Source organism: Vibrio sp. 10N.261.55.C5 (genome assembly GCF_041470505.1).
GTDB classification, from domain to species: domain Bacteria; phylum Pseudomonadota; class Gammaproteobacteria; order Enterobacterales; family Vibrionaceae; genus Vibrio; species Vibrio crassostreae_C.
Genome location: NZ_JBFRMS010000049.1, coordinates 17,655 through 32,326, shown reverse-complemented (window position 1 = coordinate 32,326; position 14,672 = coordinate 17,655). Strand labels below are relative to the sequence as shown.

Here is a 14,672-nt window from a genome sequence, read left to right as displayed (position 1 = left end):
CAATGAGAGCCTTTTAATACACGCTATTTAATCAGGACCGACTCTCGCTTTATCGGCTTTTCATTGAAGCGAATTTTTACGATGTGGTTATTCTCAAACCTCTGCTTACCTATAAGATCACGATACTGTTGATAGGATTTTCCCTTGAGGCCACAGTGATTGACGTAGATAGCTACTTTATACACGGTGAAGTCGAGCCAATTTTTACGTTTCTTGTTCACATCGATGACTGCATCACTTAACGTTATTTTTAGTAGCTCCCATAACTTCCCACTAATTACGTGTGTGTTGACGCTGAGTGAGTAAAATCCACTACCATTCAATGCGCTAGTAAACATCGTCATTTCTCTGATCAGTTGGTCTTTTTTGCCTTTTATTGGTTTGTAAGGGTCTGCCAAATGGAGGGTTATATCTGATGCATGTTTCCAACGATTAGTGATCGGATACCACTCCAGCATCAATATCTCGGTGCTACCGAATACTAATTTTATCGGTGTCATTATCACCCAAGTCATGAACGCTACCAATAGGACAAGAGCATAGTTCCAGCCCGATAATAAGCAAGGCCATAGATTCTCTAAGGCCAGGTTCTCGCTATAATTTTTATTGATAAAGGTGTCGTTCCAATTGAATGAATCAAGTGCAAACAAGAGTAGATAAAAAACAGAGAACTTCGTCATAAGTTTGGCCGTCTTACAGAAACGGTGCCAATATTCGGAATGAAACATAGAGAGGTTCATGTGCGTCGGATCATCGAGCACTATCTTTTCATAGGCGATGTTTCTAATGGCTTTCGCCTGTACGAGTGAGACGCCCATTGCGACTATGAACACATAATCACCAAAATAACAGCTGAGTAAGATACACAGAGTCGGAATGATGTATTTCAGGGTTTGAATAACTACCGTGATGACGTTCATTACGTAATCAGTTAAGAGCGTGAAAGTTGGTTTTAACATAAGAATGTATTCCTTTTGATTTAAACCTACTTAATTTTTCCGAGATCGCAAAATTTTTTTTTCATATCCTGTAGGAGAGGAATAAAGTTTCATACTAAGCAGTCAAGTAACCCTGTTTGTACCGTTCTAAATGATACTCACCCAGAAATAAAGATTCATACTAATTCCTACTACAAAGTCTGAGTCACGCTACAACTGAGTAATAAAGTATCATACTGGTTGTCTTGGGCATCCACAGATTGATCGGCCCCATTCAAACACGTTTCTGGACAGAAATCATTTATGAATAACAAAACCATCTAAATACTTTATGTTTGAATTTGGCATTTTCATGCACATTAAAAAGGCTATTTAGTGCATCTAAATAGCCTCCGTAGTCTTTTAGTTCAGGAATGATCGTCCATATAAACCACTTTCTGCTGCTTTACCTGCAATGATTTCGTAGCCAATACCAGAAGCTACGCCCATCAAATCAGCCGCATCTTTCTTGTCTCTTACGTTCTGAGAATCAATCATGTGCTCGCCCTTCACTTCAACCATCACATAAGAACCATCTTGCTTCTTAATCAAAAAGTCTGGGTAGTAGCTGCGAACGCGCTGCGTTTCGCTATCCACATAATGAATCACAAAGTCGCTCTGGCCGTGCGTTAGCATACCGGTAAACCAAATCTTATCGACTTTATCTTCATGCAACATGCTCCAGAAGAAATCTCTCTCAGGGTTAGAATCGAAACAGTAGTTGTCAAGATGGAAACTTTTACCAACATTAGGGTTTGATTCGCTACTCGATTTGCTAATGATCTTGTCCTTCGCGACCGTTACAGGATAATAGCCCACATCAATAGGTGGTTCGTTTACCAGGTCTACTTCGAACTCTTCGGTAATGCTCTCAGCTTCGATATCATAAATAGCTTTAAACAAGCGTGGGATGACCTCGTCGTAAAGCACCTCGTTGAACTCGTTAACCATCTTCAAGATGCTTTCGAAGCCCTCAGCGGTTCCCCCGACTATTTTCTCAACCTCTAAGCATGGCTTGTTCAGGTAACGCGCAATATCAGCAACCAGTGTTAGCTTCGAAAAAGTGCGCTGATCTTTAATATGTGAAATATCGTTGTGCACTCGAGATTTCGCAGAACCAAGGTCATCTGGCATCAACATGCCGTCTTGAGTTGAGTGGATAAGGCGATATTTATCGACATTCACATCTTTAAGGCCAAGATCATACCCTTTGTCTAAGTCTTCTTTCTCAATCAACTTGAACTGACGTCGTACGCGCTTAATAGGAATTTTGATGCTTGGTTGCTCAACTCTAACCTGGACCGTAACTTTGTTCGGATCGGGGTCTTTCATCTCTTCAGCTGAGATACGGAAGTTCGCTTGAAGCTCTTTATCTAGAAGCTTCATGTTCTCATCGGTCAAGAAAACTTGGCCCGTATGTTGGCGATCACCGATAGCGCGCAAACAACGCATAGTCGCTTGGAGTATGAACACTTTTGATTTCGGTTCTCGGAACATTGCAACAGAAAATAGCGAACGACAGTTCCAACCTTCGCGACCTTTGTTTACCAATAAGATGAACTGCTTTTCCGATCTCGGTGTGTCTAGGCGATTGAATTCGCGAATGTCATCATCGGTCGTGAGTTTCTTATCACCAACGTTAACCAAAATACGATCTGTTGAGATGCCTCGTTCAGCTAAAATTTCTTCGACAGCAGGGCGAACAACATCGTTTATCTCTTCGATCGTCGTCCCAAAAATAGCCATTTTAGGTAGCATATTTTCTGGGCGACCAACTTCTTCTGCGCCTTCTAAGAATTTATCGATGGCTATTTCAAGGAATTGCTTCTGACGAGTTTGGGTAAAGCTGTGAAGCTTTACTTGCTTCAGATAATTGTTGTCGATTGCTTTGCGAAGGCCATACGCGTAAACCACCTCTGGAAGCACATCCTTACCAACATAGGGCGTACCTGTGTAGTTATAACACCCTACAACTCGAGTCCCAGCCGCTTTTAGATTTATGGCCAGCTCATCGATAGTTTTACGCAAAGAGTTCGCTGAGGTGTCGTTTTTTACACCCATATCTTTAGCGAGTTTAGTTCCGAACGCGTGGTGCGCTTCGTCAACAAAAATACCTAGCTGAGGAAGACGTTTTATTTTCTCAAATCGTTGGTTGGTGACAAGATCTGCTTCATCTTCTGGTGCAACATTCATCGTTTCAGAATCAAGTTCGAGGACATCCATCATGTCATCAACAACGTTGCCCATTCCTTGGTAGGCCTCTTTGCCTGAACTAAACAACTTATCCGCTGTTGATTTTCCTTTATTATCGCGACGTAAGATGATTTTCTGGCTGTTCGATACGATGATGTTGAACTTAGAGCCATCTAGAGTGTTAAGTGAAACACCGGCATCTTCTAAGTAATGAAACTTAAACTCTGCGACGATCGGCATGTATTCGGGCGGCACGACTTTGGTGTGGTCGAAAGACTCTATCTCACGCAAAGACTGCAGTACTGTCTTATCTGGGGCAAAAATAAGCGCATTCTGAATAAATCGAGGGTCATCTTTGCTTTTTTTGTTGCCAGCTAAAAAGTCATAGAAAATACAAGTGGCCATCAATATGGTTTTACCGGTACCCATCGTCAGAGCGAAGATGTAGTTCGGGTAAAGGCGGCCACCGTTGCTGGCCTTCATCTTCTTGAAGATACCTTTGTAATCCTTCGCAGACATCTCCCAGAACATATCCCCTTGCATCAGTTGGCCATCGACCGCGCTAATACCTGAGATACGTTCTTCGAAGCGGCCTTTGTTGCCATACCAATCTTCAAATAGTTGGTAAACGGGTTTGTTGTCCAAGAACTCTTTTAAGAAGACGTAAATTTCTAGCGCTTCGAACTGCGGCGTGCGCAAAAAGCTTCCCGGACGAGAAGGGTCGTTAAAATCGAGAAACGCCTTACTCAAGCGAGAATAATGCTTACGAACCGTACCTCGATGAATCTTATAGAACTCATGCAGGTGCACGTAAAATGCATTGTTAAGTTCGAAGTTCTCTTGGGCATTTTTAACCATGTGCAATCACCTCTTCATAAGATTCAGAGAGTAAATCTGTAATCTTAATCTTGATGTTATTTGCACCCTCTGGGATCTCGTATTCGCCAGCAACGAATTTATCTTTTGCAGGGATATCGATAACGATAGGCTCCATCACAGCACCATCGAAGTTCCAGTCGATCATGATAGATTCCACCATTTCTCGCCACTCAGTTACGTCGTCTTTTTGTTGGCTGAGCTTTTGTAATAGGTTACGAGGGTAGAAGGCTTCGATGACTAACTTACCATCCTTAATTTTAATAGACGCTTCAGAGTCATACTTAAAGGTAAGGTCAGATTTATCGCGCAGAATATCGACTACTTCAACCTTCATCTTATATCCGGATTCATTCTCAAGAATCGCGCCTAGCCCCGGCTCATGTCCCATACAAACCAGCATGATGTCTTCTACCGGTTTATTAGGATTTGCCTCTTTACGCTCCTCGAATTGCTTATAAGGGAAGCCTTGAATCAGATCATTCAAATCTTCTTTGGTTGCAATACGGTTGACTGGCATAATTTTCACTTTGGCGCCGTCTTTTTCGCCATCGTAGATGGTATTAGAGCCAAGCGGTTGGATTTCTAACGCTTCGATTAGAAGGTCTTTTGCCTCTACTGGATTACGGAAAATTTCGTAATTGTTAACGTTATAAACTTCAAAATTAGCCTGATCATTCCCTAAACGTTTAGTCGTGGTTTGAATAGAGCCTAGATTAATATCTGCACCAATAAACTTTCTATTAAGTTTATTTGCTACTAGCTGTGTTGTACCAGAGCCCATAAAGCAGTCAAATATCAAATCACCCTCACCACTTCCGATTTGAATTATTTTTTCAAGAATAGACACTGGTTTCTGAGTCGGATAGCCTGTTTTCTCTGATGGCGGTAATTGCTTAGCATCAAGCCAAATCGTACCTATGCGTGCTCCTTTAGAGTCCTTAAGATACTTCTTATATGACCATACTCCTGTGTCACTTTTAATAATAAAGCCTTTAGAGTCCATTTCGTCCATATTCTCTGGAGTAAATCGCCAATGGTTGCCAGCAAGAGGTAACATTCCTCTCCACTCTCCACCAGTGCTACCATTACGAATTCCAGGAGCATGCAATGGTAATATACGATAACTTTCCCCATCTGAGTCTTTGTATCTATACGCTGATTGGATATATTCGTCCCTTAACTCTTCAAAAATTTCGTTAAAACAATATTCGGAATTTTTTGAATACAAAAAAATCGTATCATGTACATTACTTAATGAGGATGATGTGAAGTTTTTTGAGTTACATTTTTGCCAGATAATTTCATTGACGAAATTATTTTGACCAAAAACCTCTTCAAGAATACAACGTAGGTAGTGACTTTTATGCCAATCACAATGAAGAAAAATAACCCCCTTTTCAGAAAGCAGTTCACGGAGAAGAATTACCCTTTCATAGATAAACTGTAAGTACTCATCATTTGACCAAATATCCGTATATTGCTTCTCTTCAAAAGAGTTTGAATCTCCTGATAGTTGCTTATTTTTGAGTTTTACAACCTTTTTATAATCAGCTTTTGAATCAAATGGAGGATCAATATAGATAAGATCCACTTTACCACGAAACTCTTTTAGCAAGTGGCTCATTACTTGAAGGTTATCGCCCCAGAAAATTTTGTTGATCCAACCGTTATCATCTTCTTGGCCGTACACTTCTTTTAGTTGTGCTGGAAAATATTGGGTAGAGCGAAAAGGACGCTTACCTTTCCAGTTAAGCATCGGGTAGCCCTTAATTGGCTCGAATTCATAGCTTTCTACGTTGGTCTGGTCGTTAGACATAGTCTTATTCTCTTTATTCTTTGATGTCACTTAGCCTTCGCTAAGCACAAAATTTCCAATTTTTTCGGTCACAATAACCACGCGCACTGCAGTCAACACATGTCTTGTCTGGTCGAGCCTTGAGCGAAAAATCTTTGTTTTCTATTCTGTCGACAATACTATCAAACTGTTCAATGGTTTGGCCGATTACCGCCGTATTTTTGTTGAAGCTGATGGTCGGTAAGCCTACGGACTCCCCCGTAAAATAAAGATGCATTTTACTCACCTTATAACCGGTGTTTTCCTCGACCAAATGCGCGTATACCTCAAGCTGACGCTGATGGTGCAAAATGCGGTCTCGGTCTTTCTCCATGTTTGGCTTACGCTCAGACTTAAAGTCGATGATCTCGACCGTATCGCCTTCTCCTTTGATAAGGTCAACACTGCCGGTAAGTACATAGCGATCTTTAACCAAGGATATATCCACTTCCGTCTCTTTGATATCATCCCAATTACTGCCTTTGCGGTCCACGTAACGCATCACATGTTGCAGCGCCGCACCAAGGGTTGAATCACCTAAGTACATTCGCTCACGGTTAGCCAGGTTTTGGTAGTTATCTTGGAGCCATTCCGCAATATTATCTTTGGTTATCTTATCTTCTTCCCCGCGAAGCGCAGCTTTGTGCACGTCTTCCAAGGTTTCGTGGATCAAGGTACCGAATAGCATTGGGCTTGCTTTAACCGGCTGAAATTCAAGTTCCTTGAACAAGCGATATTGCTCTGCGCAAGTCTCAAACAAAGTAATGTGCGATGTAAATGCGTATTCGTGTTTGATGTTTACGTCTTTAACTTGCTCAAACTCAATAGAAGCAAGTTTGTGCTTCACATCTCGCCAATAGGGGAGCTTTGAAGTGTAATCCGTAAAGTACTTTGATGGCGTTTTCCCATGACCAGATTTCTCCTGGCCAGTGAGAACAAGCAGGTTCTGAGGGCGAGAGAAAGCCGTATAAAAAAGGCGCCAGAAGTCAAAGTGCTTGGTATCTTCTAACGGCTCAAACGGAGGTTTGGCCATGTATTGGTGTTCGATGATTTCGTCTAAGTCAGTGTATTGTTTCTTGGGTACTGCTTCGAGCGAACCGACGAATACAATAGGAAACTCCAACCCTTTCGATTGGTGAATGGTCAAGAACGAAACACAACCAGACGGTGCGTATTCAGACATATCCTCATACTCATCGATTCCACCTTCGAAGAGAAACTTCAAAAAGTTATCAAACAGAGACGTTAGGTTTCGCAATAAGTACTTTGGACTTAAGACGCTGATATGGTGTAAGTATTCGAATTTCCCAAGCATTCTGCTCATCTGAGCTAGGTTACGCTGTGCACGTTCGTACCCATTCTCTTGCTCTAAGAAATGCGAAAACAATGGAAACTGAAGCAGCTCATAAAACAACCCAAGGAAAGCCGATTCTGCGTTCTTTGTCATGTTATGATGCGCTGCAGCTTTGCGCTTACACCACATAAGTAAATCTGATTGTTCCGGTTGGCGCAGTTTTTCAATAAAAGGTGCGATGCATTGTTGTTCGTAGTAATCCCAGATTGGTAGCCGTTTGCCTTCTTGGATTTTTTTCTTACGATCTAACATCACCATAGGAAATACCATGTGTAATGCACCAATTAAATGACGAATTTCTTCTCGCTCAAAAAACAAATTTGCGCGTGGTGAGTATACAGGAATACCTTTTTCTTCAAGAGATTGCGCAAGCGCTCTTACCTTATCCGCTTTTACGGAGCGGAATAAAAACGCTGCTTGGTTCCAATCGGTAAGCTTGCCTTCATTTTTTAGGTGCATGAGCATCTGATAAACATCTTCATGCCAATCATCACCTTCTGGAGTAATAGCACTAACAACCGTCGGCCCTGCATCAAACCCATCATCACGCGCTTCAATGGTTTTACTGTAGCGATAGTTTACTCCGCCACGTAACCAAGGCTTATCACCCATATAGGTATCATAAAAACCTACGATGTCAGGATGAGAGCGGTAGTTGATGGATAGCTTAACTTGCGCACATTCTCCTGGATCAAACTTAGATGGAAACTCCAAGATGTTACGAACGCTCGCCCCTCGGAAACGATAGAGTGCTTGGTCATCATCACCAACCACACATAAATTACGCTTTGCTCCCATCAAAAGCTGTAAAAGTTGCTCCTGAATGGTATTGGTGTCTTGGTATTCGTCGACCATCAAGTAGGTGATCTTTGTTGTAAGCTCCTCAAGTACTTGAGGGTACTGTTGCAGCAACACCAAAGTCTCAAGCTGGATGCATGAGAAATCGAGAGAATTGTGTTTCTTCAAGAGTTCTTGATAGGTGGTGTAGGCTTCGCCCAAAGCTGAAATCGCTACATCATCTGAGTGAGTCAGTTGTTCGATATCAAGAACTTCTTCTGAGGCTTTATTAAGCCAGCCCAATAAGTTCTCAGATTTAGCCCAAGCCGGAATTTTACTCTCACCTTGAATGAATTCAATGCCTTCTATTTCGCTGAATTCAAGCAAATTTTGGTAAAGGAAGTACTGTTGGTCGAATTGGTCCATGAGCACAAAGCTGCGTTTGAGGCGGGTAAACTCGCGGTACTCTTCCAGAATACGAAGACATATAGAGTGAAACGTACCTAAGTACATTTCGTTGACGTTGAAATGCGAACTTCGCTCTAAGAGCCGATTCGAAATTCGAGTCTTCAACTCTTGCGCAGCTTTTTCAGTGAACGTTACGACTAAGAGCTGTTCAGGCTTTGCACCATGTACATCAATCAAATTCATGATGCGCTCTACCAGTGTATAGGTTTTACCTGACCCCGGGCCCGCGATGATCAGCAGAGGGCCTTGATGGTGTTGAATTGCTTTTTTCTGTGAGGGGTTCGATGTTGTCACCGGACTTCCTTACCATATGCAAATAATAGTTAATCAACCATTTTATAGCATTAGCGGTATAAGTAATATCGGTGAGGCATGCTTTTGCATAAAAATGCATCTTAATATTTTCAATATAGAGCAGTTCGAAGCTAATAATGGGGCAGAACCTTCTTAGAGTAATCACTTAAATTTAAAAATTGCGGATGACTTTTGGTATTTGAAAGTCGCTTAGTGGACTGTCTAGCCCTGATGGTGTAGTTCAATAACGGTTGAACCTCCATGAGCGTACAGATACCTTTATACAAAAGGACAACACGCAACAAATTATGAAATGAAACTGGTATAGTATCCCTATTATATTAGTCGGGATAACTTGATGTTTAAGAACATAAAATCAATAAAGAACTTCGGTATCTTCAAAGACACCAAAATGAATGCTGGTCAGCCATTCCTACAATTTAATCTGATATATGGCTTTAACTATTCAGGAAAGACTACTCTTTCACGTATCTTCAGAGCTATGCAGCAAGGACTCGTTCATGAAGACTTTACTACTGCGAGTTTTGTGGTTGATCGTTATGAAGGAGAGGCGGTATCAAGTGCTACGTTAACGCCTATAGCCAACCTTCGTGTCTTCAATTCTGATTACATCAAAGACAACGTTAATTTTGTAGATTCGAGCGTGAACCCAGTGCTCATGGTTGGTGAACGTAATATTGAATTAGAAGATGAACTTAAACATCTTGAAGAAACACTAATCCCAGCGGAACAAGGAACGTGGGAATCACTAAAAGATTTGGCTGAAAGCAAAGAGAAAGAAAAAAATAAACGCCTTCAAGATGTTGCTAAGTTGGTTAACACCTTAAGCATTCTCGGTAACTCTAAATTTGACATCCGTGGTGTAAGGACACTATTACCTCAGGTTTCATCTCAAGATCTGAAAACTGATAAAGAACGGTTACAACTCGAAGAAACTGCCCGTTCACAAAAATCAGAACCCGTAAGTAATGCGTTCATTAAAGTACCAAACACAGCAGCCTTACTAGACCAAATTCAGACAATTCTGGCTGAGTCTGTTACCCGAACAACCATAGAAGAGTTAGAAGCCAATGTTGGACTCCGTCAGTGGGTCGAAGACGGTATCAAGCATCACGGTAAAGCAAAAACTTGTCAATTCTGTAAAAGCCCATTGGAACAAGTGAGGCTAGATGAGCTAAATGCTTATTTTTCAGATTCTTACAAAGCACTTTCTCAAAAAATCAGTGCTGCGATCAAACAAGTAGGAAGCATAAAGTTGGGGCATTCTGTCCCAAAAGCTACAAGTTTATACCCTGATCTAATTACCAACTTCGAACAATTGGTAGAACAGATCCCTGTACTAGAAGAACAGGTTGAACGGCTAAAAAATCGTCTGCTAGAGGTGTTAGAAGATAAGCGCAGCCGTATGGAAGAAGTTGTTCCATTTTTGCAATCGGATTACCAAATGCCTATCGCTTCTAAACTACTTGAGCAATTCAATATTCCAATAGGTGAACACAACAGACGATCAAGAGAACACAATAAAGAACAAACAGTAGCCCGTGATGCAATAAAACGGCACTTTGTTTACGTAGAAACCATGGAATATGACCAAATTAAAGCTTACGAAACGGTTGTTGAACTACAACAAAAACAAGGCGAATCAGAGGGTAATTTACTACGGCTAAAAGGTCGTGTAATGGAAATCAAAGCAGCCCTTCGGAATGTTAAACAAGGTGCTGACAACCTGAACGATAACCTTAGCCTTTATTTTGGTAAAACAGATATCGAGATTCAACCTGTTGGTGAAACTTACCAGTTCATGCGTGAAGGAAGACCAGCAAAACATCTATCTGATGGTGAACGTACAGCAATTGCCTTTGCCTATTTCATTACTGAACTAGAAGATGAATCCTTGAAGGACGCGAAGCCAATTGTGTACTTAGATGACCCGATATGTAGTTTAGATTCGAACCATATCTACAATGTTCTTGGTATTATCAAAGACAAGTTGAACCATGACAAAGTTGAGCAGTTGTTCATATCAACGCATAATTTTGAGTTTTTCAATTTGGTGAAGACATGGTTTGATTATTATAAACTAGTAAAACGTGACGGTGATGTAGTTAAACCTAAACGTGCTGAGTTCTATTTGGTAAATCGTAAGCAAAATGCTTCAACCGTGGAACAGTTACCTAAAAATCTAAAAGACCACAAATCTGAATATGCTTACTTGATAGCCAAAATCAAAGAAGCAGTAAGGAACCCTGAGCAATTTGATGCTGTAGCAGTTCAAGCATACGTACGAAAGATATTAGAAGTTTATTTTACGTTCAGGTTCAATAAACCATTCCGAGCTAATAACAACAGTTTTTTAGAGAAGCATTTATTAAATGGTATAGATAATTCTTCAGCTAAGGCGACAACACTCTATGAGTTCATAAACGAAAGAAGTCATGCACAATCTATATCCTTTGGTGTTGAACTACCAGATGCCCTACAAGCACAATTACAAGGGGTTTGGGATATCATTGATGAAGCAATTCGCACAAATGACCATCCACATTATGAAGCTTACTACGTTTAGTTATTATCCTTATGATGAACCAATATTTGACAAAGTACGACAGTATTATAGACAAGGCGATAGCTAAACGTGGTCAACCTGAGAGATATAATAGCCAACGAATCAGTGGGTATATACAGCATCACATCATTCCACAGTATATGGGTGGTAGTGATGATGGTAGTAACATTGTATACCTGACCAATCAAGAGCACTGTGAGGCTCATGGCCTGTTTGCAAAAGCTAATCCGAGCGACAACCAAGCCTACTTTGCTTGGTGGCGTATGGTGAATGTGGACGGAGTAATAGTATCTCCACAAGATTACGGTAAAGCACGAAATGAAAGTATTAGACGAAGATTACTCTTAACCGAGGAGCAAGCTAAAAAGGCTGACGATATGTATTGCCAAGGGATGACTGGTCGAGAAATAGCTGCGGCATTTGGATGTAATGAACAGGCTGCACGTAACGCTATGCAATTTTATTGCAATACGCAGTTCAAAGGAGTGGGTAAAGCAAACGCTAGACTAGATGAGGTTGAGAGCACCATTGCTATTACTGAATATCAAAAAGGCAAGACCTTAAAGCAGATTAGCGAAAAACTTGGATGTAGTGCAACGGCAGTACAGTATGCATTGGAGCAGGCGGGAATTACTCGAAGGAAAGGTGGTAGAAGTGGTATCCCTCATACAGATACAGCCAAAAAGAAAATTGCAGCAGCCAATCTTGGTAAGTCTTTCACAAATATAACTAGAGAATTGATGTCAGAAAACTCACATATGAAAGGTAGGCTACCATGGGAAAATCCTAGTACAACTAACAACCCTATGGCAATGCGTGTATGGAAGCAGTTAGAGAGTATTTATAGATTATGGCTTTCACTCGGACGATGCGGTGCCGTCAAGCTACACAAAGCAGCCAATGCTGAGTTTGGAATAACTTGCTCAATACGTCCATTTAACACAGCTATTTCTATCTTCAAGGACAAAGACAAATTGGATGCTATCATCACCGAACAACAATCCATCGGGTGGTGGTCTAAACCACCATCAATTGGATAAGATTTTTTAGGGCAAATACGCATTAACAGCTTGTTAATGAGTGTTTACTCTGACTGATAATGGGGCATTTTCGATTTAGAAATGGCAGCGTATCGACTGTGATCACCAAGCGATTCTGTCGTACCTTAACTACCAAGCGACTTTGTCGTTAGCCTAATTACCGAGGGAAATTGACGGTCCTACTTTTTACGTAATCCTTTGACTATCACTGTGAATTAATCAAAGGGTGTATAGGATGATCGTTATGGATGCTAAATCCCAGCTTACCGTGGATGTCATTGCTAAAGTGGCACTTAACAAAATCTCTATTCTCAATGCCTCGAAACTGCTCAATAAATCCCACCGAACCATTGAACGTTACCTCAGGCGATACCGTACCGATGGTATTCTTTTCGTTGTTCATGGCAACACAGGAAGAGCACCCGCTAATAAAATTCCCGTGACCTTAAAGAAGCAAGTTCAAGCTCTGATAAAAGCCAAGTATTACGACTTTAACATGCTTCATTTGGCAGACATGCTGGAAGTGTTTGAAGGCATCAAAGTAAAGCGAGAGACACTTCGTACCTGGGCGCACGAAATCCATCATGTAAAACGAGCTAAACATCGCCGCTCCAAAGTAAGAAGACGACGAGAGCGCATGGAGGCAGAAGGCTTAATGCTGCAAATGGACGGCAGCCCTCACCTTTGGTTCGGGGACAAAAAGTCCTGCCTTATCGCTATGATTGATGACGCAACCAGTGACGTTCATGCGGAATTCTTTCCTTCAGAAACTACGGAAGGGTGCCTCAAAGTAATGAAGGCTTATATCGAAAAAAAGGGGCTTTTTAAGACGCTTTATGTTGATAGAGCGGGTATCTTTGGTGGACCAAAACGCTGCCACTTCTCTCAGATGCAACGAGCCTGCGAAGAGCTTGGTATAGAAATTATTTTTGCCAACTCCCCCCAAGGAAAAGGTCGTATCGAACGCGCCTTCGATACGTTCCAAGATCGTCTCGTCCCTGAGTTAAGACTGGCGGGGGTCACCGATATGAATAGCGCAAATGATTACCTGCAAAACACTTTCATCCCTGACTATTGGGCGACAACCCTCACCGTCAACGCTAAGCAGGTGCGCTCGGAACATAGGCCCGTTCCGAAACACCTAAACCTCGATGCGATATGTATCCAAAAAGAATATCGAAAAATCCGTCGGGACCATACCTTCAGTTATGGTAACGCAATGTACCAAATTACCTCTCCGTTAAGGCACTCTATCGTGAGTCAACAAGTTGAGCTACGTAAGCAACTTGATGGTAACTTCACCGCTTACTTTGCTGACCGAGAGCTGTCCATTAAAGAGCTTGTTGAGCCTAGCTCTAGGAAAGAATACGGGGAAGAAGTTCAGAAAAAGCTCGATGCTATTGAACTTGCCAAGGAGTTAGGCAATGTGAGAGAAGCTGCTCGGCAGAGCGGTTGCTCTGTCAAAAGCATTCACAACAACCGTCAACTTCTCGAAGCACACGGTCCATTAGCTTTGAAACGTATGTATGGCCAACCAAGGCACAGTAACCGCATCGATGAGAAGACTCGAAATGTCGTCATCTCATTAACGCTCAAATTACCTCATCTAACATCGATCAGGATCAGTGGTGAGATGAGAAAGCGATTTAACATCTCGATTAGTCACTCAACAGTAAGGAACATCTGGCTTGAAGAAAAGCTGAATACAAGAGAGTTACGGGAAGCTCGTGCCGAGGCATCAATTATCGAATAAGAGCAGAACTGTCATAGTTGACTACTATTAATAAGACTATGACAGAGTCCTTCGGTAATTAGACCGTCAACCTCCCTCGGTAATCACAAATGGCAGCGTATCGACTGCAGCGTATCGACTGCGATCGCTGCCATTTTAGTATGATACTTTAATACTCAGTATGAATCTTTATTACTCTCTCACATATCCCTCAAAACTACCGTGTACCCACTTTGGATGATGCTATTGTTTGAACTTCAATGCACTTAGCGCACAGGAGAGAGATATGATTTCATGGACAAATTTGGATGACGGCACTCACGAACTTAAAATTAGTGACGCGTTTAATATCGTGCTCTACCCATCAGCTGGCTATGCCATCGCAACGGGTATCGATAGAAAGATCAGTTTATTTGGCTATACTCTTGAAGAGCAAAAGCAAGATGTTCAAAGAACGGTAGTCGCTATACTTTTAGACATCGCGGAAAAAGTGTCACCGGATGATGTTAGATACGGTCGTTAACTAACTTTCTCTGT

8 protein-coding genes are annotated in these 14,672 nt (G+C 41.6%); 4 read left to right on the top strand and 4 right to left on the bottom strand.

The features are described 5' to 3' along the window. Positions 1 to 23 precede the first annotated feature (23 nt). From AB4263_RS17250 to AB4263_RS17235, 4 genes are all read right to left on the bottom strand, one after another. Positions 24 to 959, bottom strand: a complete 936-nt coding sequence (locus AB4263_RS17250) for a hypothetical protein (RefSeq protein ID WP_136987131.1) — start codon at positions 957 to 959, stop codon at positions 24 to 26. A 381-nt stretch (positions 960 to 1,340) separates the two neighbouring features. Beyond that, positions 1,341 to 4,028: a type III restriction endonuclease gene (locus tag AB4263_RS17245; RefSeq protein ID WP_372098600.1), complete on the bottom strand. Its 2,688-nt coding sequence runs from the start codon at positions 4,026 to 4,028 to the stop codon at positions 1,341 to 1,343. Further along, on the bottom strand, positions 4,021 to 5,865 hold the full coding sequence (locus tag AB4263_RS17240; RefSeq protein WP_372098599.1) for a DNA methyltransferase: 1,845 nt from the start codon (positions 5,863 to 5,865) through the stop codon (positions 4,021 to 4,023). The genes AB4263_RS17245 and AB4263_RS17240 overlap by 8 nt, the downstream gene beginning before the upstream one ends. A gap of 40 nt (positions 5,866 to 5,905) precedes the next feature. Then, a complete protein-coding gene (locus AB4263_RS17235) occupies positions 5,906 to 8,776 on the bottom strand; it encodes an ATP-dependent helicase (RefSeq protein WP_372098598.1) in 2,871 nt (956 codons plus the stop codon). Between the two features lie 358 nt (positions 8,777 to 9,134). On the opposite strand from AB4263_RS17235, the gene AB4263_RS17230 reads away from it, so the two are divergent. From AB4263_RS17230 to AB4263_RS17215, 4 genes are all read left to right on the top strand, one after another. Next, positions 9,135 to 11,363, top strand: coding sequence for an AAA family ATPase (locus AB4263_RS17230; protein ID WP_372098597.1), 2,229 nt, complete (start codon positions 9,135 to 9,137; stop codon positions 11,361 to 11,363). An 11-nt stretch (positions 11,364 to 11,374) separates the two neighbouring features. Next, entirely contained in the window at positions 11,375 to 12,403 is a 1,029-nt protein-coding gene (locus AB4263_RS17225) for a hypothetical protein (RefSeq protein ID WP_372083541.1), read from the top strand. A gap of 235 nt (positions 12,404 to 12,638) precedes the next feature. Further along, on the top strand, positions 12,639 to 14,156 hold the full coding sequence (locus tag AB4263_RS17220) for an ISNCY family transposase (protein WP_081325388.1): 1,518 nt from the start codon (positions 12,639 to 12,641) through the stop codon (positions 14,154 to 14,156). Between the two features lie 265 nt (positions 14,157 to 14,421). Next, positions 14,422 to 14,658, top strand: a complete 237-nt coding sequence (locus tag AB4263_RS17215) for a hypothetical protein (RefSeq protein ID WP_372050595.1) — start codon at positions 14,422 to 14,424, stop codon at positions 14,656 to 14,658. The last annotated feature ends 14 nt before the right edge of the window (positions 14,659 to 14,672 follow it).